Origin of the sequence: Streptomyces sp. NPDC007907, assembly GCF_042959365.1 — a bacterium.
GTDB classification, from domain to species: domain Bacteria; phylum Actinomycetota; class Actinomycetes; order Streptomycetales; family Streptomycetaceae; genus Streptomyces; species Streptomyces indiaensis.
Genome location: NZ_JBIBKR010000002.1, coordinates 836959 through 860803, shown reverse-complemented (window position 1 = coordinate 860803; position 23845 = coordinate 836959). Strand labels below are relative to the sequence as shown.

The window sequence follows — 23845 nt, the reverse complement described above, 5'->3', positions numbered from 1 at the left end:
CGGGCGCCTGCCCGAGTCCGCTCTTTACACAAAGCACCTCCGTGGTGACACTGGGTCCTCATCGTTGGGTCTCGAGGGGGCGCGCCACGTGAGCGACAGTCCATCGGAGTGGGCAAAGCCGACACCGCTCGGATACGGAAGCGCCTCCGAGGCAGCCCACTTCGTCGCAGCTCCACTGCTTGCCGGAGCCTGTATCGCCACGGTCGGCGTACTGGGTTCCGATGGTGACAAGTTCCGCTGGCCAGGCCCCGCGATGCTGCTGCTAACTCTTGCCTTCGTCGTCCTGATCGCGAGCGTGCAGTACGGGTTCCACGCTCGTCGGCACTTCTATTCCCCCGCCGATATCGACGACTGGTACCCGCCCGGCGCGCGTCGGCCGACCGAGGAGACCCTTCGCTCGGCGCAGCGGCGAGACCTCGCGGAGTGGCGGCGTATGAGCCGGCGAGGGAGCACGGCCTACAACATGGGCATCGTGCTGCTCGGTACGGGCGTCACACTGGTGCTGGCCCCGCCCGAAACTGCGTCCCTCGAGCACGCCACCTGCCGTTGGGCAGCGGTCACCGTGACGGCGGTGGGAAGTCTGGCGGAGCTCGAGTGGATCCTGCGCCAGGAGCGGGTGCGCAGGGCTCTCGTCCGAGTGGCTCGAAGTGCCAATGCAGGAGGAAACCCTGATGACTGATCACCGGCACGATCAGTACGCGGCGACGTCTCCAAGTCCGGCGTTCACGCGTTGCTGCGACTGCGGAGGCCCGTTGCTCTTCCGAGGTCGGCCCTTCAAACCTCAATGGCGCATGTGGGGGATCGACGGCGCCCAGATCGTCGCAGAGTCTTCGTATGACCACGCGGACAACTGCGAGGTCTCGACCGTTCCGGCCGCCAGGCTGCTCGGCTTGGACAGGGAGCATGCCTTGGCGGAGGCGCGCCGTCTGCGGGCGGAAGAGGGAGAAGGTTCCCCAGCACCGTCGGATCCGTGAAACCACGAGGGGATCCCGGTTCGGGCAGGATCACGATGATTCCCCCACGGTTCGCGTCAGCTCGTCGACGAGACGCTGAGCCTCCACCGCCTGCGCGCGGTAGGGCTCCGCGAGCAACCGGAAATCGCGCAGGGCCTGTTGCGCATAGAGGAGCGCATCTTCCACCCGACCGGCGCGGTGCACGAGAAAGTCCGCGAAGTCCATCCGACTCTGTGCGGCGCGAGCGGTGTGACCCGCGCGCTCGTGATCCCGGACAGCCTGACGGAAGTGCCGGGCGGCCATGTCTGTCACGTCGATCCGCTGGTACACCCCGCCGAGTTGGTGGTGCAGGGACGCCGTGAGGTGAGCGGTTCCGTCATCATCCGGGAACAGGGCAAGCGCCTCGGTGTAGCAGCTCTGGGCCAGGAGCAGTTCAGCAATCGCCTCCTTCGGTAGGGGCACGGTGACCCGGCCGGAGCGACTCGTGTCGAGTGCCCCGGACTCGACGAGCCCCTGCAGGTGCTCGGCGCTGAGTCGGCCCGCCCGCTGTACGTGGAGGGCGCCCGACCCGTCCAAGGCGCGCGCCAGGGTGAGGTGGTCATTGGTCCCCCGCGTCAGGGCTTCCCCCCGATCGAAGCAGTCCTTCGCCATGTCCTCGAAGCGTGGGGAACGCCGGGCCCGATACCAGTGGCCGAGCCGAATGCGTGCTGTTGCCTCGAGAGTCCGGTCGCCGCTGCGGTGCGCGAGTTCGACCGCCCGCTGAAGACTGGACTCGGTGTTCTCGACAAGCAAGCGCTGCACGTCCTGGCGTGGGTCCGCCCCGGTCACGGTGCGCGACGAGGCGGGCATTCGATCGCGGTCCGTACGCCCTGGCTCCGGGCCCGTGACCGAGTGATCGGGCCGCGCCCGCTCGGTCTCGGTCAGATACTGGGCGAGGACAGCATGGAGGGAGGGGTCTCGGAACACCAGGTCGGGGCGTGGAGTGCCGGAGCCGGGGACGAGCAGTACGGGGGACAGACCCTCGACCAGGCTGCGCCACCGCTCCCGCCGTCCTCTCTCCAAGTACAGCATGCGCAGCGCCTGCATCGGGCCCATGACCTCTTCCGCGCGTGCGTGCTCCAGGGCGAACCTTCGTGCCTGAAGCAGGTTGTCCTCTTCCAGCGCGATGAGGTCGAGGACTGCTCTGCCTCCCTCGTTGTACGTGCGGAACAGAGCGTGCCCGTACTGATCGTAAATTGCGCTGAGGACTGTGCGTACCGTCGCCGACAGGTCGTGTACCCAGTCCTCCAGCAGCGGGCGTAGAGCTGTGGGTAGCAAGGGGTGGATCGCGTGGCAGCCGCTGCTGATCGGGGGGAGCCAGCCCAGGGCCGTCACCGCGGCGAGGAGGCGGGCGGCGCTGTCCCGGTCCAGGGCAGGTACGTACCGGCCGGCACGGGTGTATTGAAGTCGCCGGGTCAGATCCGACAGCGGCAGGGCGGCGACGGTGGCGCGGAAGAAGAGCAGGAGGCTCAGCGCCCGCTGTTCTCGCTCGTCGAGGCTGTCGCGCAGAGCCAGGGTGATGGCAGCGGAGTCCGGCGCCCCTTCTCCGGGGCGGAGCGGTCGACCGGTGCCGCTGTGCAGCGTCTCCAGCCAGGCGTCGACCCCGCCTGCTCGTTCCATGTCGGGCAACTGGCGGCACAGGGCATGCAGGGCCATGGGATTCCCCTGGCTGAATCGGATCACTGGCTCGGGCAGAGCAGGCACGTCCGGCCCCAAGACGCGTGCCGCCAGTTCCGCCCGTTCGGCAACGCCCAGGGACCTCACTGCGACGCGCTCGAGTGGCCCCGGTAACCAGGACATCTCGCAGCGGGCGGTGAGCAACAGCCGTACCGGCCCCCCGGCTAAGTCGGCGAGCAGGCCGGCCAGGTGGGCGCGCTCGGCGGAACTCCACGTGTCGGCTGAGTCGGCGTCGTCCCAGATCCACAGGACGGAAGCCGGTGATGCCGCGTCGGAGGGCGGCAGCGGTGGCGTCTCCAGACATCGCCCTACGGCATCCAGCTCAAAGCAACCGGTGGTCCGCAGGGAGGTGAAGATCACCGGCCCGGACACGCCTCCGGTCCGGCGGTACCAGCGGGCGAAGTCCGTGGCCGTGGCTGTCTTGCCGCTCCCAACCTCACCGTGCAAGAGCACTGGCCGGTGGCGGTCGAACGCCCGGTCCACCACGATGATCGTGTCGTCTCCGCCCACGAAACCGATGGCCGGTGGGGGCGGCAGGTACGTGTCCCCGGGGTGGGTGGCCAGGCCCGGCGACGCGGGTCGGGACAGGGCCGCTGGTCGGCCCGTCCCGTCGAACAGTTGCAGGGGACCGCGCTGGTACACCACGGGGACCAGCCACTCGTCCGTGCGTGGTCCCGATCCGCCCGGCACGGCCAGGACGGTGCGGGCCTGCGTCACCGCCTCAGCCACCTCGGCGCCGTCCACGAGCCGTTCGTACAGCACGGACACGAAGGTGGCAGCAGCGGAGACGTACACGTTGTAACGCATCGCCACGACGGTGTCGAGGCCCGCACGCAGGGCGTTGCGTGCCAGAGAGCCGAACCCCCGCGGCTGTCGTGGGCCGGAGTCCGGGTCCGCCACAGGAGCGGGGGCGTAGGGGGCGCTCGGGTCGACGCGGTCCGAGCGGCACGCGTTCACGATGAGGACGGGCACGCCGGCCCGAGTGAGCAGCGCACCGAACTCTCCCCCGGTGACTCGACGGGCGTTCGTCTCGGAACCGGGGTCCTCGAACAACGCCGCGCCCTGCGGGGGCTGCCCGGGCAGCCCCGGCAGGGAGCCAAACACGCCGTGTCCGTCGAAATGGACGATGTGGAAGGGCTCGCCCCGCTGCCGGGCGGCCAGCAGGGTGCGTTCGAGTTGCTCGTACGTCGGCGGACGCAGAACCTGGAGGTGTACGTCCGCCCGCCGCTCGGTGGACCCGAGCAGCCGGCGTGCGACGGATCGGAAGGGCACGTCCCGTTCGTTCAATGGCCGACAGATGACGAGCAGGATTCTGAGCGCATCCCCATGGCTGGGTGTCCTGCGCTCTTGGGCGTTTTGTCCTGACGGCAGCACATGAGTGAACGAGCGGGCCGCCAGCGACAGGACGGGCCCGTTGGGCGCCCGCAGCAGTTCGAACGGCACACCCACCAGGTCGTTGAGATCGGAGCCGACCTCGACCCGAAGGTCCCCCATCTGTTCTCTGGCCCGTCGCCACAGCGCCCGGGCATCCTCCGAGGAGTCGAACAGCCCACGGAACAGCGCCTCACCGAGTTCGTGGATGCGCACAGAGCAGCGCGCGGCGATGACCGGCGCCGGGTCGGACGGGAACTCGCGGTAGTCCTCGAGGTACCACCGGATCTCCTCCTGGTCCTGTGGACTGATCTCCAGCTCGGGCACGAGGACCAAGGCGCTGTCCCGCCGCGCGCCGTCGCGGAGAACGATCTCCACGGAGTCGGCATCCTTATCCCCTGAGCTCAACCCGATACGCATGACCCTTTGCTCGGACCGTGACACAGCCCTCCCCCTCACTTCCCTGTGCCGTTTCCGCCGGCAGTCCCGCCGTTGCACGGGCGTGCAGCGATGTCAGTACTCCGTCAAGCCGCGGTAGCCGTTCAGTTCCTCGTCGATCCGGGTCTCCTGGTTGGAGTAGCGCAGGTCCGCGATCTGCATGTCCTCACGGTCGAAGGCGGTGGTAGAGCGGGCCTCCGCCTCTGCCGCGAAATCGCGGACCCGTGCGGTCAAATCGGCGCCCAAGGCGTCAAAGTCCCGGAGCCTGTCCGCCAGATCCGCCTGCTGCCGGTGGGCCTCCGCGGCCCGGTAGTGCCATTCCAGGGTGTTCAGCTTCCGCTGGAGGTTCGCGCGGTATTCGCGCAGCAGTGTCTGGCACTGCTGGTATCTCCGCACGGTTTCCTCGGCCATGACGAGATCCGCCTCGCTGGAGGCGAGATCGGCGCGTAGGCGGTGGGCGCGTTTCAAGGCGGTGCGGGCCTTGGGGGGCGGGTCCTGTGTTTCTCCGATGCCCTTCATCGCGGCCGCCGCCTGGGCGGTCAGGTCCCGTTCTTCGGCGGCTGTGTCCGCCCGGTACCGCCTCAGCGCGTTCCGGTCCGTCAATACCTGCACGATCCGCCGTTCGCCGTCCTGCGACAGAGTGTCAAGCTGCCCGATCATGTGCTGCGCCGGGCGTAGTCCGGACGCGCCCACACTGTCGAGGGCCTGGAATAACTCGATAACCTGACGGGCCCAGCCCAGGGCCTCGCCCCAGCGTGCGGGAAGCCCGCCGTTGTGCTCCGGCGGTGTGGCCATGCGTTACTCCTCTTCCATGCCTTGGGAGAGTTCCCGGATGGTTTCGGCCAGCGCGAGCATGTGGCGACCCGCGGTGTCGGCCTCGTGGGCGGTGCTCCCCGCCGCCATGGCGACGCCCAGGTTGTGGTGCAGCGCGTCGGCCGCCTCACCGATGCGGTGCAGACGAGACGCGTCCCGCTCCAGCAGCAGGCGCGGCTCCTCAGGCAACTGCCGCCAGTCGTAACCGAAAAAGCGGGCGAGCGAGACCACTTTGACCGTCACCAGGCTCAGGGCCGTCATGGCGGAGGCGGCACCGGCCCGCACCTCGTCCGTCAGCGCCCGCGGTACGGCGGCACGTTCCGCCACGCCCGTCCCGGCGTGCAGCCTCAGCAGACAGCGGGCCGACTGCACCAGCGGGTCACGTATCGGCCATTTCGGCAACTCAGCCGCCGTCGCCTCCAGATGGTGGGCGTCGCTCGACTGCACGGCGCGGATGATTTCAGTGCTCATCCAAGACGGGTCGGTGACCTGCGCGAGCCGCGCTGACTGCGCGGCGGCGGCCTGGGCCTTCTTACGCGCCTTCTCCTCTTCTTCCTTCTTTTCCGAACTGATGAGCCATACGACGGCTCCGACGCATAAGAGAATGATGAACAGTTCCAAGTTGCCTCCGGCGGAAGGGACCCTTGGCTCGGCCACAGCCATGGTGGCAGGGCAAGGAGCAGATGCGCCATTGGCGCGCATCGCCGGATTGGTCCGTGGCACCCTGGCCTGTTGGTCTTTGGGTTGACGCCTCCTCAGGATTTGCTCATCGCAAGGCGGATGAGCCGCCTTCCAGCCAGATCCTCAGGTGGGACGGGTGTATGGCGTCCATGTGGATTGTGTTCGTGGCCACGGTCGTGCGGCGGGCTGTCGCCTCCGGCTCGCCCGGGTTGGTTGACGTCGCGGGGGAAGTGGCTGGAGGAGTTGTCCAGGCGCATGCGGTGTCCCGTGGCACCAGCGCTGATGCCGATGCTGCTCGGTACCACCCCGGCCACGACGATGCGCTCTACCGCATCTCCGACTCCTGCACGAACTCCATCACACCGATGAGCACGTCGTTCATGCTGTGTGCTGGCTACCTGCAGGCCCCCTGCGCCGCGGGCGGGAATCGGCACACTGATCTCCTTCGCCCTGCCCTTCGCCATGATCACGCTGGCGGTCTGGGTGCTGATGTTCTTCGTCTGGTACCTGCTGGGCATTCCGCTCCGCCCAGGGACGCCAGTGCGGTAGTTCCGCCGTACGGTGACAGCGTGAACATCGTCCTCGACCTCGGAGGACTCGGCCCCGCGGACCTCGCGGCCGGGTCCTCCGCGCTGCCGGAACTGATGGCCAGCCTGAATGTGCTCGCCGAACCCGAACACCTTCCGGAGGCCGCCGACTGGGCGGCCCGCGCCACCTCGGCGGACCCCGAGCTGCACGACGAAGTCCTCTTCTTCGCTCCGCTGTGGGCCCGCTTCCGCTGTCGTTCTTCCCCCGCGCCTTGCCGCTCGCGGCGGGCCTGGACGAGGAACTGGCCGCGATCTCGACACTGCAGGGCGATGAATTCCTGGAGATGGTGGCCCCCGGGCGTTCTCGGAACCATGGCGCTGCCCGACCCGCCGGCCCACGAGATACGTGCCGGAACCACCGCTGCCTAGGACTACACGCGCCGCTGTCTGCGCCGTTCCTACGCCCGCGGGGAACTGGCGTGATAGTTGATGGCGGCCCCGCTGGAGTTGCGGGACCGGCTTCTGACGGTACGGCGGGCCGCCGACACCGCGTTCTTCACCGAGGACTGGCGGCGGCTGGGGCCGGCCCTCGGGGACCACGCCCGGGAAGTGCGCCGCAGGCCGGCAGCCCGCTCGCCCGCCGACGTGCTCGCCGAGCTGCTGCCGACGACGGTGCGTGTCGGGCCAGGAGAACGCATCCGCCTGGACAAGCTGCAGACCGGCGAGGTGAGGGTCGCTCCGCGACCCCTGGTCCTCATCCGTCGGCCCGGGTGCGGCCGCATCTGACGGTCAAGCACAAGCACGCCTCCTGCGTGACGGTGCAGTACCCGGTGCCCGCCGCGACTCCGGGCGGTCAGCTCACCTGACCTCACCCGCCCGGATGGAGCTGTGCCGTCATCTGTTGGGCGAGCCCATCACCACCTCTGAGGTCACCGCCCGGCTCGGCTCCAGCGAACCTCAGGTCTCCCGTGCTCTGCGGACCCTGCGCGATGCTGGTCTCGTGCGCTCGACCCGGGAAGGGAGCTGGTGCGTCACCGGCTCGCCACCGATGTCCTCCGCCGGCTCGGGCACGACGTGCTGTCGACCGTGGCCCTCTGAGTCGCCCGGCCGGTGCCACGGACCCACATCACTCCCGTACGACGCACAGCGCCCAGATGACGAAGGCGTACAGCGCGATCAGGACGAGGGACCACACCGGGTAGTACGGGATGGACAGGAAGTTGGCGACGATGAGCAGTGCCGCAATGGCCACGCCGACCACCCTGGCCCACAGCGCGCGCGAGAAGAGCCCGGCGCTCACGCCCAGCGCGACCACGCCGAGGACCAGCTGGATCCAGCCCCAGCTGGTGAGGTCGAACTTGAAGATGTAGTTGGGTGTGGAGACGTAGACGTCGTCGTCGGCGATGGCCATGATGCCCCGGAAGAGGTCCAGGATGCCTGCGACGAACAGCAGGACGGCGGCGAACGTCACCAGGCCTCCGGCGGCCGCTTCGGACCCCCGCGAACGATGATGGGTGGCTGTTGCCATGTCCACTTCCTCACTTCCGCCTCGTACGGGTTCCGCGTCGTACAGCGAGTCGTGCAACCCCTCCGATCATGGGGGGCGGCCCGCGCCGGGTGCTCACCCGTGACGGGTGAGGTTCGTGAGGCCGTCCCCGCGCCGCGATGCCCTGTGCACGTGTCCTGCGCCTGAGGAACGGGCGGGGCGTGATTGTTTGGAGGCATGATCAGCAAGGTTCGCGCGCACGTTCTGCCGGTCTCCCAACGCCGCTCGCTGGACGACCTGACCCAGGATCTGGATCTGTCGTCCGGGGACACCGCCTCCAAGCGCTCGGCCTTCTGGACCATGCTGACGCTGTCGTCGGTCATCGCGGCCGGCGGAGTGATCACCGACTCGACGGCGACCGTGATCGGCGCCATGATCATCGCGCCGCTGTCCACGCCGATCATGGGCATCGCCCTCGGCTCGGTGCAGCGCCGTCGCACCGGTTCGCTCCTGATCGTCCTCCTCGCGTGCCTTTTGGTGATCGCGGTCGGGATGGTCATGTCGGTGTTTCTGCCCGGTGACTACGACCTGCTGTCCAACAGCCAGATCTCGTCCCGTACGTCGCCGGGGCTGATGGACCTGATCGCAGCCCTGGCCACCGGCTTGGCAGGCGCGGTGGCGCTGTCCCGGCGGGATGTCGCCGCCGTCCTGCCCGGAGTCGCGATCGCCATCTCCCTCGTACCGCCCCTCGTGGTGGTCGGGGTGTGCCTGGGGAAGCTGGCGGGGTGGCCGGCGCTGGGCGCACTGGCCCTGTTCGTGTCGAACCTCTTCGCCCTGGTCTTCGCGGGCATGGTCGTCTTCGCCTCCCTCGGTTACGCCACGCAGGTCGACACCGCAGCCGGGCGTCCCACGCGCAGGGCGTATGCGGCCATGGCCCTGCTCTTCGTCGTCGTCCTCGTGCCCCTGACGGCCAACACCGCGCTCACATTGCTGCTCAACGCGTGGACCAGCCGCACCAGGGACGCGGCGCAGGAGTGGCTCGCCGACGAGCCCGGCGCGGAGGTCACGAGTGTCGACGCGAACGCCCGGACGATGTACATCCACGTGCGCACCCCGGGAGAACTACCGCCGGTGGGGTCCCTTCTCGACCGGCTCGAGGGACGGATCCCGGACGGCGTCCCCGTCGTGGTGGACTCCTCGCGTGGTCGGCGCATCGACGCCGGAACGGTCGGCGACTGACCGGTCCCGTGGCACCGGAGCCGTGGGGCCCGCCGGGGCCTCACGCACGGTGTCCGCGTCCTCGTCCGCCCGGGCGCCGGAGCGGTCCCGGCGTGGAACAGTGGAGACGAGGAGAGACGGCGCCCTCGAGGTGCGGGCCGGACGAAGGAGGCCGGGATGCGTCCCCCTGTTCTCGCGGGTATCGACGGATCCGAGTGCGCGGCGGCAGCCGCCGAGTGGGCAGCGCGGGAGGCCGCGCTGCGCGGCACCGCCCTGCGGCTGCTGCATGTGTCGCCGCAGCTCGCAGGGCCCACCGTTCCGGATCCGGCGCTGGAACGCCTGCACGTGATGGGCGCCCGACTGGTGCAACGGACGGTCGAGAGTCTCACCGCGCGCCATCCGGACCTCGACGTGAAGGGCGAGCAGGCGGACGAGCCCCCGGCCCTCGCTCTCCTCGGCGCGGCACGCGCCGCCGAACTGCTCGTCGTGGGCTCGCGCGGCACAGGCGGTTTCCGGGATCTGGTGGTGGGCTCGGTCGCCCTGCGGATGGCGGCGGCGGCCCCGTGCCCGGTCGTGTTCGTCTCTCCCCCGGCCGACACCTCCAACGACGGAACGTCCCCGCCGCGCGGCACCGGCCAGATCGTGCTGGGCTTCGACGCCCACCGGCCGGCCGGCGAACCGGCGGACTTCGCCTTCCGGACCGCCGAAGCCCGCGCGGCACGCCTGTACGTGGTGCAGGCCTGGGCCCTGCCCGCGGAATCCGTCTCCCCCCGCACGTTCGTGGTGACCGAGGAGGACCGCGCCACCTGGGAGGACCAGGAGGTTCTCGGGCTGTCCGACGCGCTGCGGCCGTGGCGGGAGAAGTATCCAGGCGTGCGGGCGGCGACCGATGTCATGCTGCTCCATGCCGCGGAGGCGCTCCTGAACGCCTCCCGTGATGCGGACCTGCTCGTCGTGGGGCGCCACACCGACCCACGGGCTCCCGAGGGCCGGCTGGGTCCCGTCGCGCACGCCGTGCTGCACCATGCCCGCTGTCCGGTCGCGGTCGTTCCGCACGGCGCATGACGGCTCAGCCGAAGAACACCTCGAACTCGTCGTACAGCGACGGATCCACCACCTTGTTCCGCGCTGTGGCGTCCGCCAGCGGCACGCGGACGATGCGGGTGCTCTCGAGGGCCACCATGCAGCCGAAGTCCCGGTCCTTCACGGCGTCGATCGCGTGCAGCCCGAAGCGGGTGGCCAGCCATCGGTCGAAGGCACTCGGCGTGCCACCGCGCTGGATGTGCCCGAGCACGGTGGTGCGGGCGTCCTTCTCGGTGCGTGCGGAGATCTCCTGGGCCAGCCATTCGCCGATGCCGGACAGCCGTACGTGTCCGAACTCGTCCAGCGACTGGTCCTTGACGATCATCTGCCCTTCCTTGGGGACGGCTCCCTCGGCCACGACGACGATCGGCGCGTAGTTGATCTGGAACCGGCTCTTCACCAGTTCACAGACCTGTTCGATGTCGAAGGGCCGCTCGGGGATGAGGATCACGTTGGCGCCGCCCGCGATGCCGGCGTGCAGGGCGATCCAGCCGGAGTGGCGCCCCATCACTTCCACGACCAGGGCCCGCATGTGGGATTCGGCGGTGGTGTGGAGGCGGTCGATGGCCTCGGTCGCGATGCCGACGGCGGTGTCGAAGCCGAAGGTGTAATCGGTCCCAGTGACGTCGTTGTCGATGGTCTTCGGCACGCCGACCAGGTTGATCCCCTGTCGGCTGAGTTCCACGGCCGCCCCCAGGGTGTCCTCTCCGCCGATGACGACGAGCGCGTCCAGCTCGTGCGCGGCGAGGGTGTCACGTACGCGTTCCAGGCCGTTCTCGTGCTTGAACGGGTTCGTGCGGGAGGAGCCGAGGATGGTCCCGCCCCGGGGCAGGATCCCGCGCACGCCGGCGATGTCCAGGGGGACGACGTCGTTCTTGAGCAGACCCAGCCAGCCGTCGCGCACGCCGACGAATTCGAACGCGTACTCCTGGACGCCCTTGCGGACGACACTGCGGATCACGGCGTTGAGTCCGGGGCAGTCACCGCCGCCGGTCAGCACTCCGACCTTCATGGCCCTCTCCCGTTCGCCGCACGCTCCGTCGGACGGCGGCCCTCGTGACGGCCGTGGCACGCAGCCGGGGCAGGGGAACCGCCGCCTCGCTCCCAGCCTCCCTCGGTTCCGTCCGCGGTGGCCACTCGAAGGCCGCCGCTCAGGACCGCGGCCGGCTCGACCCGCGAGTGCGGCGGTCGTCCGTCGTGCGGGCGTGCCCGCACGCCAGTACGGTGCCTGCACGGCGTCCCGAGGAATCCCGGAGCGGGAGACGGCATGACGGACAGCAAGTCGGCGAAGCTGCCACGCAAGGTCTACGAGAAGGAACTGCTGCGTCTGCAGACGGAGTTGGTGAAGCTCCAGGAGTGGGTGCGGGCCGAGGGAGCCCGGCTGGTCATCGTGTTCGAGGGGCGCGACGCGGCCGGCAAGGGCGGGACCATCAAACGGGTCACCGAGCACCTCAACCCGCGCATCGCCCGGATCGTCGCGCTGCCGAAGCCCACCGAGCGCGAACGCACCCAGTGGTACTTCCAGCGGTACGTCGAGCACCTGCCGGCCGCCGGGGAGCTCGTCCTGTTCGACCGGTCCTGGTACAACCGGGCCGGTGTCGAGCACGTGATGGGGTTCTGCACCAAGGAGGAGTACCAGCTCTTCCTGCGGCAGTGCCCGATCTTCGAGCGGATGCTCGTGGAGGACGGCATCCTGCTGCGCAAGTACTGGTTCTCGGTCAGCGACACCGAGCAGCAGGAGCGCTTCCGCAAGCGCTTGGAGGACCCGCTGCGCCACTGGAAGCTCTCACCGATGGACCTGGAGTCGATCACCCATTGGGAGGCGTACTCGCGCGCCAAGGACGAGATGCTGGTGCACACCGACGTCACCGAGGCGCCGTGGTACGTCGTCGAGAGCGACGACAAGCGCCGCGCCCGGCTGAACATGATCGCCCACCTGCTGGGATCCGTGCCGTACCACGAGGTGCCCCCGCCGGTGCTGGAGCTGCCGGACCGACCGCCCTCGACCGGCTACCAGCGACCGCCACGTGATCTGCAGACCTACGTTCCCGACCATGCCGCGAGGCTGTGAGCGCTCCGACCGGACCCTTACCGGGCTCGCTTCCGGCACCCGGCCCCGGCCGTCCGCTGTCTCGCGCGTCCGACCGGGTGCCTGGGTGAACCTGCGCACCGTGTTCGGCACCCGCTCGGTCGACAGGTGGCTCAACGACAGGCTTGTCTTCACCGACGGGCGGCGTGGGCCCGGAGATGGCACGCCTACCTCATCGTCAACCTCTCCGTGTGTGCCGGGAGATACCACCCCGCGCCCCGGCAGGGCACGACCGAGATGTCGTACGAGGTGAGCCACCTGCTCGTACGACGGCCCGCCACGGTGAACGCCGCGGCTGACGCCACGTCCGAAGCCGGTGGCCAGGAAGTGCCCGCCGCCAGGGGCGGCGAGCAGCCGACGCACACGGCTCAGGAGGACTCCGCCTCACCGTGAGCAGGAGTGCCATGGCAAGGGCCGGCGCAGGTTGCCTGATCAGCTCTCCTCGCGCCACCACCCGGGAGACAAGCTGAGGCTCCGCACCTCACCCGTCTGCCCCGGGGCGTCCTCGTCCGCGCGGACGAAGATCCGCACGCCGGACTCCGGCACGCGGTAGCGATGAATGTCCCCGGTCGTGCCGTCCTCGTCCGGCTCGGGTGCGATCGTGCAGCCGAGCCCGATGATCGCGGAAGCCAGGTCCTCGAAGCGGGCCGAGGGTGCGAACAGGCCGTACGCGCCGCGCAGCGCAGCCGGCACGGACCCCTCGGTGTCCCGTCGCAGCCGGTGCACCTGCACGCCCACCCCGTAGCAGGGCCAGGTGCCGTCCTCTTCCTGGAACGACAGCTCCACGAGACCGTAGTCCCGGCGCAGCAGTCCCCCGTCCGCCACGTCGAGGAAATCGGAGCCGAGTGCGGTCTCCCAGTCGGCGGGCTGCGCGCCGACGCCGACGCCCAGCACGTCGCCGCGGGTGGCGACGTGGGCTTAGAAGTCCAGCTCGGACATCCGGGTATCCCTTCCCCCCTGCCGCATGTGGCCGATCCGAGGCGACTCGTGACGAATACCGAGCGGTAGCTTACTCGGGCACGGCGCGGAGTCGCGGTGGGGCAAGGGGCGTGCTGTGCTGGTGGGGAGGCAGGGAGTGCATCGATGCGGCATGTCCGGAGTTCCGTCCTCGTCTCCGCCCGGTCGCCCGCCCCGACCGGAGCGGGCGGGGGGTTGCTGCCGACGCGGGAGCTCGCGGTCGCCTGGTCGCTGGTCGTTCTGATCGCCGTGCCCGCCTGGGTGCTGACCGTCGGGCAGGCCCGGGACATGGGCGTCGAACCCGGGACCATGGGTCTGGCACTGCCCCTGTTCCTGTTGCTCTGGGTGACGATGATGGCGGCCATGATGCTGCCGTCCATGGCGCCGGTCGCCCTCACCTGGGTTCGGGGCCTCGGGCGCCGGTCGTCCGGGTGGAGCCGGGCAGGGCACACCGTGGAGTTCGTGGGCGGATATCTGCTGGTGTGGACGGCGTTCGGACTGCTCGCCTTCGTCGCTCTGGACCTCACCGGCGACCTGGTGGCCGATCATCCGACGGCGGGACGCTGGATCGGCGCGGTGGCCTTCCTGCTGGCGGGCCTCTACCAACTGGGCCCTCTCAAGAACGTCTGTCTGCGGCACTGCCGCGACCCCATGAGCCAGTTGGTGCGCTACGCCGGGTTCCGGCAGCCGGCCCGCGATCTGCGGGTGGGCCTCCACCACGGCGGCTACTGCGTCGGCTGCTGCGCGGGACTGATGGTCGTCCTCGTACCGCTCGGAGTCATGAACGTGGCGGCGATGGCCGGGCTGGCAGTGGTGATCTTCGTGGAGAAGTTGTGGTCACGGGGACCCCTGCTCGCTGGAGTGGTGGGTGTTGCGTTCCTCGTCCTCGCCGTGCTGGCGCCGTTCCAGGACTGGCTGCTGCCGGGCCTGCAGGAGTCCGCGCCATCGATGGACGACATGTGACCGCGTGCGGCAGGCTGGAAGGGAGGCCGCCTCGCGATCCGCGTGCGGGCTCGGGACGCGCGGTCTCGCCACTCCGATGGAGCCCCTCGAGCTCGACGGGAGGATGCGAGATGACGGAACAGGACAGCGCCGGTACCGGCTGGCATCTGGCGGGCGACTGGTTCGACGTGTGCAAGTGCGCCATACCGTGCCCGTGCACGTTCGCGCAGCCGCCGACCTACGGTGACTGCGAAGGCGTGCTGGTCTGGCACATCCGTGAGGGCAACTACGGCGACGTGCGCCTCGACGACCTCAACGTCCTGATGCTGGGCGCGTTCGTGGGCAACGTCTGGGCCGGCGAGCACAGTGACGCGTACGCCGCGGTGTTCCTCGACGAGCGCGCCGACGACCGGCAGCGCGCCGCGCTCGGGGCCGTCTTCGGCGGTGAGGCGGGAGGCTGGCCGGCGCGGTTCGGCGAGATGCTCCGGCCCGAGATGCGCGGCATGGAGTTCGCGCCGATCCGCGTGGAGATCGACGAGGACCTCGCCACCTGGCGGGCAGAGGTCCCCGGCCGGGTCACGGCCGCCGCAGAAGCACTTACCGGGCCGACGAGCCCGGAGGGCAGCCGCGTCCAACTCCACAACGCCCCGGGCGCCGAGGTGGGACCGGGCCAGGTCGCCACCTGGGGACGGGCCACCGCGGACCGCGCCGACGCCTTCGGCTTCTCCTGGGAACGGTCGGGAAAGTCGAGCAAACACTTCCCCTTCGACTGGACCGGACCCGACTGAGCCGGCCCGGACCGGAAGGAGCTGGACCGGAAGGAGCTGGACCGGACCCGACCGAGCTGAGGCCCGCAGGGCGTGTCGGGCCGTTCAGCGCCTGGGCGGAGGGGCGGCGTCCGCGTGGGCGGAAAAGGGGCAGGCGTCGAGGAGTGTCGCCGGGTCCGCTTCAGGAGGCAGCGGGACGGTGTGGGAGCCGGGCGGACGGTGCCCCGGCCGGCTGATCCACTTCTCCAGCGCCGTGAAGGCCGTGCGGTGGCACGGCGTGAGCGGACGCAGTCGGTCCGGGTGGGTGTCGACGAGGGCGTCCGTGTGGGTGCCGCCCTCGATGCGGTAGTAGCGGTGCAGCGCGCCCCGGCCGGCCTGGCGCACCATACGGGCGTAGACGTCGGAGTCCTGGGAGATCGGCAGCAGGACGTCCAGGGTGCCGTGCAGGGTGATCAACGGTTTGCCGATCCGGCCGGTCAACGCGATCTTCTCCACGGCTTCACGGACTTCGCCGGGCCGGGTGGCATAGTCGTAGTCGGCGTCGCAGGCAGGTGTGCCCGGCGCGCAGAAGGGCGTGCCCGCCTCGGTCGTGCCGTCGAAACCGGGGTCCAGTTCCTCACGGTAGATGCGCTGGGTCAGGTCCCAGTAGATCGTGTGGTGGTACGGCCAGAGGAACTCGGAACCGGCTGGAAAACCGGCGGTGTGCAGGGCTTCGCGCGCCGCGTCGGCTTCCTCGCCCTCGCCGGCGTACACGGGGTAATTGCGAAGCGCCCTCGGCAGGAATTCCAGCAGGGTGGGACCGTCGGAGTGCCACAGCGTGCCTTCCCAGTCGACTCCCCCGTCGTAGAGGCCGGGGTGGTTCTCCAGCTGCCAGCGCACGAGGTATCCGCCGTTGGACATGCCGGTGACCAGGGTGCGTGACGGCGGACGGTGGTAGTGCCGGGCGACTGTGGCACGGGCGGCCCGGGTGAGCTGGGTGAGCCGGCTGTTCCATTCCGCGATGGCGTCGCCCGGCTCCTTGCCGTCGCGGTGGAAGGTGATGCCGGTATTGCCCTTGTCGGTGGCGGCGTAGGCGTAGCCGCGGGACAGCACCCAGTCGGCGATGGCCCGGTCGTTGGCGTACTGCTCCCGGTTGCCGGGGGTGCCGGCGACCACCAGGCCGCCGTTCCAGCGGTCGGGCAGTCGGATGACGAACTGGGCGTCGTGGTTCCATCCGTTGTTGGTGTTGGTGGTCGACGTGTCCGGGAAGTAGCCGTCGAGCTGGACGCCGGGGACGCCGCGGGGAACGGCCAGGTCCCTCGGCGTGAGGCCCGCCCAGTCCGCCGGGTCGGTGTGGCCCGAGGCCACGGTGCCGGCCGTGGTCAACTCGTCCAGGCATGCGGCCCGTTGATACTCCGCCCCCGGGACGCGCACCTGGTTGACACGCGCGCAGAGGCCGCCGTCCGCACGCGCCGGCGCCCCCGTGGCGGGCCCGGGTGTGAGCGTGAGGGCGGCCAGCGCGAGGGCCGCCGGCCCGCCGCGTCTCCAGGATCGTGGCCCAGGGCGGAACGAGAAGCGCATGGCGTGAACCTCCGCGGTCGGTAGGGGGAGTGCGCGGAAGGCTATGACGCAGCTTCGCCGCGACATATGGGGTGACCGACCATCGTCCGAAGCCGCGGAGTGTTTGCGGGCACCACCTGGCGAGGGGGCCGATCGGTGCCGTGCCCGCGAGGAGCCGGGCCCTGAGGACTCCTGCCCTACAGCAGCCTTCACGGGCCGGGAATGTCCTGCCGTCACACAAGTTCTCGCCCTTGGTGGCTGCCACCTCCATGCCGGCCCCGGCACGCGAACCCCGATGATGCTGGCCCGGTCACCGGCTGCCGGTACCGGAGTCCCCCCACATCAGGAGGCAGTCGCCATGGGACAGACACGTCTTCCGTTCCCGCTAAACATCGTCCGGGGCGTACGCCGTTGGGCCACCGCCACTGCCGGTGCTCTGGCCCTGACCGGTGGCCTGCTCGCCGCCGGCCCTCAGGCATCCGCCGCGGGTCTGACCCAGGTCACCGGCTTCGGCACCAACCCCGGCAACCCGTCGATGTACACCTACGCGCCCGACGCGCTGCCCGCCGACGCCCCGCTGGTCGTCGCCCTGCACGGCTGCACGCAGAGCGCGAACGACTACTACGCGCACTCCGGCTGGCCCGAGTTCGCCGACGCCTACGGCTTCGCACTGGTCCTCCCCCAGACGAGCAGCGCCAACAACGCCAACTCCTGTTTCAACTGGTTCGAGCCGGGCGACAGCGGACGTGATCAGGGTGAGGCACTGTCGGTCAAGCAGATGGTGGACAAGGCCCTCGCGCTGTACGGAGGCGACACCCGGCGCGTGTACATCACCGGCCTGTCCGCGGGCGGTGCCATGACGGCGAACATGCTGGCCGCCTATCCCGACGTCTTCGCGGGCGGGGCCATCGGCTCCGGAATGCCGGCGCGTTGCGCGAGCAGCCTGATCACGGCCTACACCTGTATGTACAGCCCGCCGGACAAGAGCCCCGCGCAGTGGGGACAGTCGGTGCGTTCCGCCGCTCCGGCCGGCACGACCTCCTGGCCGCGTGTGGCCATCTGGCAGGGCACCGCCGACACGACCGTGAGGCCCGCGAACGCCGCGGAGCTGCGCGACCAGTGGACGAACGTGTGGGGCATCGGCCAGACGCCCTCCCGCACGGAGAGCCTCGGCGGGGACACCACGCTGAGCGTGTACGACGACGCCTCCGGCCGACCCGCCGTCGAGGTGTACTCCGTGTCCGGCATGAGGCACGGACTGGCCGTCGACCCGGGCAGCGGCACCGAACAGTGCGGCAGCTCCGGCACCTACTACCTCGACACCATCTGCTCCAGCTACCACACCGCCCGTTTCTGGGGGCTGGACGGTTGGAAGGAGGACGGTGCGGAGTGACCGTCACCTCTGTCAGTCGAGACAGAACTCGTTGCCCTCGATGTCCTGCATGGTGATGCACGACTCGTTCTCGTCATCGGCGAGCAGCGTCTTCACGTGTACTGCGCCGAGTGCGACAAGTCGTGCGCATTCGGCCTCCAGCACGGCGAGGCGCTCCTCGCCCACGAGACCCGTGCCGACGCGCACATCGAGATGCACTCGGTTCTTCACGACCTTGCCCTCGGGGACGCGCTGGAAGAGCAGCCGCGGGCCCTCGCCCGAGGGGTCACTGCATGCGAAGTAGACGACCTGTTCCTCCGGTGGCAGCGAGCGGTGGTAGTCCTCCCACGTGGCGAACCCCTCCGGGACCGGCGGCACGACGTACCCCAGCACCTCGCACCAGAAAGCGGCGAGTCGCGCTGGTTCCGCGCAGTCGAAGGTCACTTGGAACTTCTTGATCGACGGCATCGAGGCACCATAGCAGTGGGCCCCGGGCCGGGCCGCTCCATTTCGCCCGCGCGAAAACCGGCGCGCTCGACGACATCGCCGTCGAGGCGCTGCTCCGAAGTGAAGTGCGTGGTCGTGCCTTTCAGGAGCGCTCGTGAACGGCGCTCCCGGACGACCTATCGCCCGACCATGACCCCATTCACCCTGGGCGAGATCCCCGGCCCTTTGTGGACGCCTGGCTCCATACGGCCCCCGGGTCCTGATGTCCCACAACAACGGCCTGCTGAAGGCGGATCCCCGGCTGGGGGGCCGGGCCGTCCGAGGAGTTCCTGGAGTCGTTCATCGGCCCGCTGGTCGAGAACACGGTGCCGGAATGGCTGGCCACTCTGCACGCTCTCCTTCAACTGCCCGGGCTCGGCGGCCGGGTCGGGGACTCCGGAGGGTGGACCGCCCACGGCATTCGACTGGCGGTGACAGAGCCGCGCATCGCGGCCGCGGAGTTCTTCGCCGGGGGGTATGTGCCCCGTGCTCAGCGTGAGGAGGCCCGGCACGTCACCGTTCCGCTGTTGTTCCTGCTGCAGTGGGACGACGAAGGCAACCCCGGCCAGCGGGCCCTGGACCTGTTCGACGCCTTCAGCGGCAAGGAGAAGACGCTGCACGCCAATAGCGGAGGACACACCGGCACCCCGTGGTTCGCGTGGGAGGACGGGTGCCGGTTCCTGGACCGGCACCTGAAGTGAGACCGGGCCGTCTGCCGGGCGGCGGTGAGCTTCAGGTGCGGCGGGGAGCTACCGTCATGCGTCGGGGCCGCAGCCTTCCACCGGGCGCTGGGCGTGGGTGACCTGCCTCCGCAGCGGCTGCATCTCGTTGCTCAACGCCCGCTGCCCCGTCATCTCTTCCGGGGTGCTCCAGCCGTGGACGAGTGCGCCGGTGTGTTCGCGGCTCCATGGCCGGCCCTCCGCATCGCGGAACCACAGCATTTCCGCGTCGAGCGCGGTGTCAGGTGTCCACGCCGGGCCGATGTCCTTGCGGACCACCTCGGCGGGGAGGGAGACGGCGGAGCAGGGCGGCAGAGCGCGAATGTTCAGCACGGGTAGGGCGTACACAGAGGCGCTCTTCTGCTTGGAGGCTCCGGGGACGGCGCTGACCTTCACGTAGACATCTGAGATGGGAGACTGCGAGCGGTTGGTGAGGACCAGGCCGGCGCCGCCGTTCTTCTCCCGCTTGAGCCAGATCGACACCCGCTCGGCTTGCCGGCTGTCCAGCTCGTAGTCGTCCTGCACGGACTGATTCAGCTGATCCCGGGCCGTCTGGTAGCCGTAGTAGGTGCTGATGCCGGTGAAGAACAGTCCGGCCACGGCCGCGATGCCAGTCAGCAGCGTCGCGGTCCCGTTCCAGTCGACCGCCCGCCCACCGCGTGACCGCGTCGCAGGCACGTCCGGCTCGGGCGCCTCGGCCCTCGCCGAAGGGCGCACCCGCCTGCGCATCGGGCAGGGCCGGCTGGGCCTGAGACGCACTCGCTCCCGTCGCATGCGTCTCCTCTCGTGCCCCCTGGGGCCTCGGCCCGTGCAGGGCATGTGATGCGCCCACACTGGCTCGCCGGAGAAGGCCCACGGGCACGGAGTCCTGTTCTGTCCGCTGGGGACCGACTCTGTCCGGTCCGTGGCCCGCGCGAGATCGTTTTCTTCTGTTCGGTCGGCAACTTCCGGGCGTGTGATGACCCGGGGCTGAGCGGCGGGGCTATCGGCGGGCGTTACGTTGGCCGCTCGCTGCGCCGCAGGGCTCGACGCTGCTTTCCCGGCAGGGTCGCGGCCAGCTCTCCCACCAGGGAGACGTCGTGGCCGTCGCCGTCCCGGCTCCCTGAGCACCACCACACCGGCGGGCCCAACGCGTCCGTGTCGTCAGCGGTTCCCGCGCGACGAGGGTGCATCCCAATCTTGTGTTCTCGGCAGACCGGCCAGACCTGCCGGAGCAGCTCCATGATCGTGGATTGCGCGGCGTCCGCGACCACGGTCAGGACCGTCGCCGCATCGTGCGGTTCCGGAGGGTCGCCCTCCTCGAGATCACACGCGTTGACCGCGTTGCCGTGCCAGCGGCCGTCGGGCATCGCCACGTAGACCTGATCCCTGTCGCTTCCGTCCGGGGACAGGGGCTGCCCGGTCGGGTCCACCATCAGGATCAGCGGTTCCCGGTCCGGCGGGGTCGCCGTCAGGTCACGATTGACCGCGGCGAGTGCGGCCTCCAGCTCCGGCCACTGGCCGGGCGCGGCTCGTCCGGGCCGGGAAAGATCCTGCCCGTCGTACGCCGGGTCGCCGCTGAGGTTCGAGAAGGTGTCCACCGGTGCATCGTCCCAGCTCTGCACCAGCGGCGCGGAGCCAGGGGGACCCGGTGCGGGGCTCTGGACGCCCTCGGCGTCACGGCGTCGGCTCGCCGCACCGCGGACGCGGTGTGTGCCCCGTACAGTTAAGTGACGGGAGAGCCTCCCACCCGGCAGCCCTCCCGTCCCCTCGCACGATCCGTACGGGAGCCTTCATGCACCACGAGCCCGGCAGCCCGGACGACGACCCCGGCGCGCTGTTCGGGCTCGACGCCCTCTCCCCCGGCCCCGTCGCGACCGACCGGTCCTCCTCGTTCCGCACCTCCCCCGAGGCGCGCCGGATGCTGCCCGTGCGGGAGATCTACGCCGAGCCCGCGGCTGCCGCGTCCCCACGGGGCCGGCAGATCAGCGCCCGCTTCCCCGAGGCCCGGATGACCATGGTCGACTCGCACTGGCGCATTCCGGGGCTGCACGGCAACCAGGGCAACATCGAGCGCTGGGTGCGCATCAAGGGGGAGACGCTGGTGCTGGGCGAGAAGAAGACCCTCACCACACGCCCCAACGGCCGGTCCGCCGACTGGATCGCCCCCGGCGCGTCCAACGGCTGCGCCATGGCCTGTGCCTACTGCTACGTGCCCCGGCGCAAGGGGTACGCCAACCCCGTCACCGTCTTCACCAACACGGACCGGATCATCGCCCACCTCGCCCGCCACGTGGCACGACAAGGGCGCAAGCCCGAGCCGAACCAGTGCGATCCCGAGGCGTGGGTGTACGACATCGGGGAGAACGGCGACTGCTCGGTGGACGCGCTGATCTGCGACAACACCGCGGACCTCGTGCACGCCTTCCGGCAGTGGCCCACGGCCAAGGCGTCGTTCGCCACCAAGTTCGTCAACCCCGGCCTGCTGGCCCTCGACCCGCGCGGCCGCACGCGCATCCGGTTCTCGCTGATGCCACCGGACGACGCCCGGCTGCTCGACGTGCGCACCTCCCCCGTAGCCGAGCGGATCGGCGCCGCCGCGGACTTCCTCGACGCGGGGTACGAGGTGCATTTCAATCTCTCCCCCGTGGTCATCCGCCCCGGCTGGCAGGACGCCTGGGCGGAGCTGCTGACGCACCTCGACGACGTTCTGCCCCGGCGGGTGAAGGAGCAGGCCGCCGCGGAGGTGATCATGCTGACCCACAACCAGGAGCTGCACGAGGTCAACCTCGGCTGGCACCCCCGGGCCGAGGAGGCCCTGTGGCGGCCGGACCTTCAGCAGGCCAAGCGCTCCGAGAACGGCGCCCGCAACGTCCGCTACCGCAACGGCGTCAAGGGGGAGGCCGTGCAGACACTGCGCGCTCTCATCGACCGCCATGCGCCGTGGCTGCGGGTGCGGTACGCCTTCTGAGCGGCGCAGCCGGGCCGGCCCCGGCCGGTCACCCGCCTCGCGCAGCACCCGGAAGCGGTACGTACGCGTGGCCTTCTTCACGGGCAGGTCGAACGAGCCGCAGGCACGCTCCTGCCCCTCGGGGCCACTCGCGCCGAGCCGGGCGCCTGGCAGCGCCAGGTGCACCGCGCCGGGACCTGGAGATCCACTGGCTGACTCCGCTCACCGCGGACGCATCGGCCCGCGGCGCACGGCAGGACCCGTAGCGCCGCACCGCGTGGTCACCAGGAGCCGGCGATCAGCTTCTTCACCTCGGGGGGCAGCCCGCTGCCGGAGTGGACCGCGACGAACCGCACATCGCCGGGTGCGTCACCGACGGCGACCGCCACGTCGGGAGAGACGCCGTCCACCGCGTAGGCGGTCGTCGTGCACGGGCCCTCTCCCTTGTTCCGGTCGCCGGTGTCGTCGCAGGGCGGCTGGGTCGCCGCTCCCAGTCTGGTGCCGAGGCCGAATTGCACATGGGGCACATCCCGGTAGGTGCGTCCTGCGTAGGTCACCACGTAGACGCACGACGGCACGGCCTCGCCGCTGTCGTCCTCCGGCTGGCAGGCGGACACCGACGCCGCTGCGGCTGCCGTCAGCAGTGCGATCACGGATCGCTTGGCCCAGCTCATGGACCGGCCTCCCGATGGAATCCCGAACCGACACGTCTGGGTCCGGAGGCATGTCCGGACTCAGCGAGGCCACTCCGACACCTCATCCCTACCGACGGAGTCGAGGCCGTTTTCGTTCGGGCGTCCGCCGGGCGCGGACACACCTCGCGGGGCCGGGGCCGCACCGACGGCCCCGGCCCCTTGAGGTCGGGCTCACACGCGGTCGGCCGCGATCAGGACGTACTGGAAGGAGCCGTCCCGGTAGGACTCGATGAACGCCTCCTCGATCCCGGTGACGAGCGACGACGTGGCCCGCAGTTCCCAGTAGGGCAGGGTCTCCGGGGTGAGGTCGACGATGGTCTGCGGCACGAGCCGGTTGTCGGCCATGGCGCGCAGGTACTCGCGGCGGGAGTGGATGTTGCACTCGAAGTGGGCGTTGATCTGGGAGACCCATTTCGACGGCTGGCCGTAGCGGGGGTTCCAGCAGCCGGTGATCGTGACGTACCGGCCGCCCACCTTGAGGAAGCGGGAGTGCTCGGCGAACAGGTCGTGCAGGTCGACGTACATGGTCGACTCGTTGTTCCAAGAGGCGGCGACGCTGCCCTTGTCGAAGGGCGTGTCGAGCATGTTGCACACGCGGGAGCGGACGTGGTCGTCGATCCGCAGTTCCCCTGCGCGCCTGTTGCCGAACTCGGCCTGGGTGGCGGACAGCGTGACGCCTTCGACCTTGCAGCCGAAGCGACGGTGCGCCATGACCATGGACCCGCCGCGCCCGCAGCCGGCGTCGACGAGCGTGTCGTCGGGCCCGATCGGGCCGAGGTGGTCCAGGAGGAACTCCGCCTGCGCCGACTCCAGCCGGTGCAGCTCCGCGATGAGCTTCTTCTCGTACTCGCTGTGGGCCGGGTCGCCGAGCGCGGCGTGGTCGACGGCGCCGATGCCGTAGTGGTGGTGGTAGAGACCGTCCACGTCACCGAGGCGCAGGTTGACCGGCCGCGCCTCGTTGTTCCAGTACCGGGCGATGTCCCCCTGGTACGGCGTCGCCGGGGCCGGGATCTTCGCGGTGACGGTGGAGGTCGTTTCAGTGGTCACAGAGAGGTGTCCGTTCT

General features: G+C 70.1%; 23 protein-coding genes and 3 pseudogenes. 14 read left to right on the top strand and 12 right to left on the bottom strand.

The features are described from left to right. Positions 1 to 88: 88 nt before the first annotated feature. Positions 89 to 679 carry a hypothetical protein gene (locus tag ACFZDI_RS10045; protein ID WP_391249121.1) on the top strand — a complete coding sequence of 197 codons (591 nt, stop codon included), beginning with the start codon at positions 89 to 91 and terminating at the stop codon, positions 677 to 679. Positions 680 to 1004: 325 nt separating this feature from the next. On the opposite strand, the gene ACFZDI_RS10040 is transcribed toward ACFZDI_RS10045, so the two are convergent. The 3 genes from ACFZDI_RS10040 to ACFZDI_RS10030 all read right to left on the bottom strand — a co-directional run bounded on the left by ACFZDI_RS10040 (position 1005) and on the right by ACFZDI_RS10030 (position 5912). Next, positions 1005 to 4418: a CHAT domain-containing protein gene (locus tag ACFZDI_RS10040; protein WP_391249119.1), complete on the bottom strand. Its 3414-nt coding sequence runs from the start codon at positions 4416 to 4418 to the stop codon at positions 1005 to 1007. A gap of 135 nt (positions 4419 to 4553) precedes the next feature. Beyond that, complete coding sequence (locus ACFZDI_RS10035) at positions 4554 to 5273, bottom strand: PspA/IM30 family protein (RefSeq protein WP_391249117.1); 720 nt, start codon at positions 5271 to 5273, stop codon at positions 4554 to 4556. A 3-nt stretch (positions 5274 to 5276) separates the two neighbouring features. Further along, the gene (locus tag ACFZDI_RS10030) at positions 5277 to 5912 is read right to left on the bottom strand and encodes a hypothetical protein (protein ID WP_391249114.1); all 636 of its coding nucleotides are present in this window, start codon (positions 5910 to 5912) and stop codon (positions 5277 to 5279) included. Positions 5913 to 6359: 447 nt separating this feature from the next. Between ACFZDI_RS10030 and ACFZDI_RS10025 the strand changes: the two genes are divergently transcribed. The 4 genes and pseudogenes from ACFZDI_RS10025 to ACFZDI_RS10010 all read left to right on the top strand — a co-directional run. Next, positions 6360 to 6521 carry an AbgT family transporter gene (locus ACFZDI_RS10025; RefSeq protein ID WP_391249112.1) on the top strand — a complete coding sequence of 54 codons (162 nt, stop codon included), beginning with the start codon at positions 6360 to 6362 and terminating at the stop codon, positions 6519 to 6521. A gap of 20 nt (positions 6522 to 6541) precedes the next feature. Beyond that, entirely contained in the window at positions 6542 to 6928 is a 387-nt protein-coding gene (locus ACFZDI_RS10020; protein WP_391249110.1) for a DUF5937 family protein, read from the top strand. 60 nt (positions 6929 to 6988) lie between these two features. After that, positions 6989 to 7285 (top strand): DUF5937 family protein, encoded by a 297-nt coding sequence (locus ACFZDI_RS10015; RefSeq protein ID WP_391249108.1) that lies wholly within the window; start codon positions 6989 to 6991, stop codon positions 7283 to 7285. A 94-nt stretch (positions 7286 to 7379) separates the two neighbouring features. Further along, positions 7380 to 7448 (top strand): annotated as a pseudogene (locus tag ACFZDI_RS10010) (hypothetical protein); the annotation flags it as partial. Between the two features lie 177 nt (positions 7449 to 7625). On the opposite strand, the gene ACFZDI_RS10005 reads toward ACFZDI_RS10010, so the two are convergent. Then, positions 7626 to 8027: a hypothetical protein gene (locus ACFZDI_RS10005; protein ID WP_391249106.1), complete on the bottom strand. Its 402-nt coding sequence runs from the start codon at positions 8025 to 8027 to the stop codon at positions 7626 to 7628. A gap of 195 nt (positions 8028 to 8222) precedes the next feature. On the opposite strand from ACFZDI_RS10005, the gene ACFZDI_RS10000 reads away from it, so the two are divergent. Then, positions 8223 to 9224: a TIGR00341 family protein gene (locus ACFZDI_RS10000; RefSeq protein WP_391249103.1), complete on the top strand. Its 1002-nt coding sequence runs from the start codon at positions 8223 to 8225 to the stop codon at positions 9222 to 9224. Positions 9225 to 9380: 156 nt separating this feature from the next. Continuing rightward, positions 9381 to 10268 (top strand): universal stress protein, encoded by an 888-nt coding sequence (locus ACFZDI_RS09995; RefSeq protein ID WP_391249101.1) that lies wholly within the window; start codon positions 9381 to 9383, stop codon positions 10266 to 10268. Between the two features lie 4 nt (positions 10269 to 10272). On the opposite strand, the gene ACFZDI_RS09990 is transcribed toward ACFZDI_RS09995, so the two are convergent. After that, complete coding sequence (locus ACFZDI_RS09990) at positions 10273 to 11298, bottom strand: 6-phosphofructokinase (protein WP_234845997.1); 1026 nt, start codon at positions 11296 to 11298, stop codon at positions 10273 to 10275. A gap of 255 nt (positions 11299 to 11553) precedes the next feature. Here ACFZDI_RS09990 and ppk2 point away from each other — a divergent pair, with 255 nt between their 5' ends. Together ppk2 and ACFZDI_RS09980 are read left to right on the top strand one after the other, a co-directional pair. Next, positions 11554 to 12357, top strand: a complete 804-nt coding sequence (ppk2, locus tag ACFZDI_RS09985) for a polyphosphate kinase 2 (RefSeq protein ID WP_234845998.1) — start codon at positions 11554 to 11556, stop codon at positions 12355 to 12357. Positions 12358 to 12564: 207 nt separating this feature from the next. Continuing rightward, on the top strand, positions 12565 to 12768 hold the full coding sequence (locus ACFZDI_RS09980) for a hypothetical protein (RefSeq protein WP_391249098.1): 204 nt from the start codon (positions 12565 to 12567) through the stop codon (positions 12766 to 12768). 39 nt (positions 12769 to 12807) lie between these two features. On the opposite strand, the gene ACFZDI_RS09975 is transcribed toward ACFZDI_RS09980, so the two are convergent. Then, positions 12808 to 13269, bottom strand: a complete 462-nt coding sequence (locus ACFZDI_RS09975) for a hypothetical protein (protein WP_391249096.1) — start codon at positions 13267 to 13269, stop codon at positions 12808 to 12810. 189 nt (positions 13270 to 13458) lie between these two features. Between ACFZDI_RS09975 and ACFZDI_RS09970 the strand changes: the two genes are divergently transcribed. Beyond that, entirely contained in the window at positions 13459 to 14295 is an 837-nt protein-coding gene (locus ACFZDI_RS09970; protein WP_391249094.1) for a DUF2182 domain-containing protein, read from the top strand. Positions 14296 to 14405: 110 nt separating this feature from the next. Beyond that, entirely contained in the window at positions 14406 to 15062 is a 657-nt protein-coding gene (locus ACFZDI_RS09965; protein ID WP_234846002.1) for a DUF1326 domain-containing protein, read from the top strand. An 84-nt stretch (positions 15063 to 15146) separates the two neighbouring features. Here the strand turns inward: ACFZDI_RS09965 and ACFZDI_RS09960 are convergent, their stop codons facing one another. Beyond that, positions 15147 to 16601 (bottom strand): tannase/feruloyl esterase family alpha/beta hydrolase, encoded by a 1455-nt coding sequence (locus ACFZDI_RS09960; protein ID WP_391249092.1) that lies wholly within the window; start codon positions 16599 to 16601, stop codon positions 15147 to 15149. A 337-nt stretch (positions 16602 to 16938) separates the two neighbouring features. On the opposite strand from ACFZDI_RS09960, the pseudogene ACFZDI_RS09955 reads away from it, so the two are divergent. After that, positions 16939 to 17949, top strand: a pseudogene (locus ACFZDI_RS09955) (alpha/beta hydrolase family esterase); the annotation flags it as partial. A 36-nt stretch (positions 17950 to 17985) separates the two neighbouring features. Here ACFZDI_RS09955 and ACFZDI_RS09950 read toward each other — a convergent pair. Continuing rightward, the gene (locus tag ACFZDI_RS09950) at positions 17986 to 18420 is read right to left on the bottom strand and encodes a VOC family protein (RefSeq protein WP_234846004.1); all 435 of its coding nucleotides are present in this window, start codon (positions 18418 to 18420) and stop codon (positions 17986 to 17988) included. Positions 18421 to 18588: 168 nt separating this feature from the next. Between ACFZDI_RS09950 and ACFZDI_RS09945 the strand changes: the two are divergent. After that, positions 18589 to 19139, top strand: a pseudogene (locus ACFZDI_RS09945) (alpha/beta hydrolase). A 54-nt stretch (positions 19140 to 19193) separates the two neighbouring features. Here ACFZDI_RS09945 and ACFZDI_RS09940 read toward each other — a convergent pair. Then, positions 19194 to 19835 (bottom strand): hypothetical protein, encoded by a 642-nt coding sequence (locus ACFZDI_RS09940; protein ID WP_391249090.1) that lies wholly within the window; start codon positions 19833 to 19835, stop codon positions 19194 to 19196. A 317-nt stretch (positions 19836 to 20152) separates the two neighbouring features. Continuing rightward, positions 20153 to 20737, bottom strand: coding sequence for a hypothetical protein (locus ACFZDI_RS09935; RefSeq protein WP_391249088.1), 585 nt, complete (start codon positions 20735 to 20737; stop codon positions 20153 to 20155). A gap of 194 nt (positions 20738 to 20931) precedes the next feature. Between ACFZDI_RS09935 and ACFZDI_RS09930 the strand changes: the two genes are divergently transcribed. Continuing rightward, entirely contained in the window at positions 20932 to 22107 is a 1176-nt protein-coding gene (locus ACFZDI_RS09930; RefSeq protein ID WP_391249086.1) for a spore photoproduct lyase family protein, read from the top strand. A gap of 260 nt (positions 22108 to 22367) precedes the next feature. Here the strand turns inward: ACFZDI_RS09930 and ACFZDI_RS09925 are convergent, their stop codons facing one another. Then, positions 22368 to 22760: a DUF6281 family protein gene (locus ACFZDI_RS09925; protein ID WP_391249084.1), complete on the bottom strand. Its 393-nt coding sequence runs from the start codon at positions 22758 to 22760 to the stop codon at positions 22368 to 22370. 192 nt (positions 22761 to 22952) lie between these two features. Next, positions 22953 to 23828, bottom strand: coding sequence for a geranyl diphosphate 2-C-methyltransferase (locus ACFZDI_RS09920; RefSeq protein ID WP_391249082.1), 876 nt, complete (start codon positions 23826 to 23828; stop codon positions 22953 to 22955). Positions 23829 to 23845 lie beyond the last annotated feature (17 nt).

What these genes read in the sequence shown, in the direction of transcription:
- ACFZDI_RS10035 (WP_391249117.1), bottom strand. Translation starts at nt 5,273, where the DNA reads ATGGCCACACCGCCGGAGCACAACGGCGGGCTTCCCGCACGCTGGGGC.
- ACFZDI_RS10015 (WP_391249108.1), top strand. Translation starts at nt 6,989, where the DNA reads ATGGCGGCCCCGCTGGAGTTGCGGGACCGGCTTCTGACGGTACGGCGG.
- ACFZDI_RS10005 (WP_391249106.1), bottom strand. Translation starts at nt 8,027, where the DNA reads ATGGCAACAGCCACCCATCATCGTTCGCGGGGGTCCGAAGCGGCCGCC.
- ACFZDI_RS10000 (WP_391249103.1), top strand. Translation starts at nt 8,223, where the DNA reads ATGATCAGCAAGGTTCGCGCGCACGTTCTGCCGGTCTCCCAACGCCGC.
- ACFZDI_RS09995 (WP_391249101.1), top strand. Translation starts at nt 9,381, where the DNA reads ATGCGTCCCCCTGTTCTCGCGGGTATCGACGGATCCGAGTGCGCGGCG.
- ACFZDI_RS09990 (WP_234845997.1), bottom strand. Translation starts at nt 11,298, where the DNA reads ATGAAGGTCGGAGTGCTGACCGGCGGCGGTGACTGCCCCGGACTCAAC.
- ppk2 (WP_234845998.1), top strand. Translation starts at nt 11,554, where the DNA reads ATGACGGACAGCAAGTCGGCGAAGCTGCCACGCAAGGTCTACGAGAAG.
- ACFZDI_RS09970 (WP_391249094.1), top strand. Translation starts at nt 13,459, where the DNA reads ATGCGGCATGTCCGGAGTTCCGTCCTCGTCTCCGCCCGGTCGCCCGCC.
- ACFZDI_RS09965 (WP_234846002.1), top strand. Translation starts at nt 14,406, where the DNA reads ATGACGGAACAGGACAGCGCCGGTACCGGCTGGCATCTGGCGGGCGAC.
- ACFZDI_RS09960 (WP_391249092.1), bottom strand. Translation starts at nt 16,601, where the DNA reads ATGCGCTTCTCGTTCCGCCCTGGGCCACGATCCTGGAGACGCGGCGGG.
- ACFZDI_RS09950 (WP_234846004.1), bottom strand. Translation starts at nt 18,420, where the DNA reads ATGCCGTCGATCAAGAAGTTCCAAGTGACCTTCGACTGCGCGGAACCA.
- ACFZDI_RS09930 (WP_391249086.1), top strand. Translation starts at nt 20,932, where the DNA reads ATGCACCACGAGCCCGGCAGCCCGGACGACGACCCCGGCGCGCTGTTC.
- ACFZDI_RS09925 (WP_391249084.1), bottom strand. Translation starts at nt 22,760, where the DNA reads ATGAGCTGGGCCAAGCGATCCGTGATCGCACTGCTGACGGCAGCCGCA.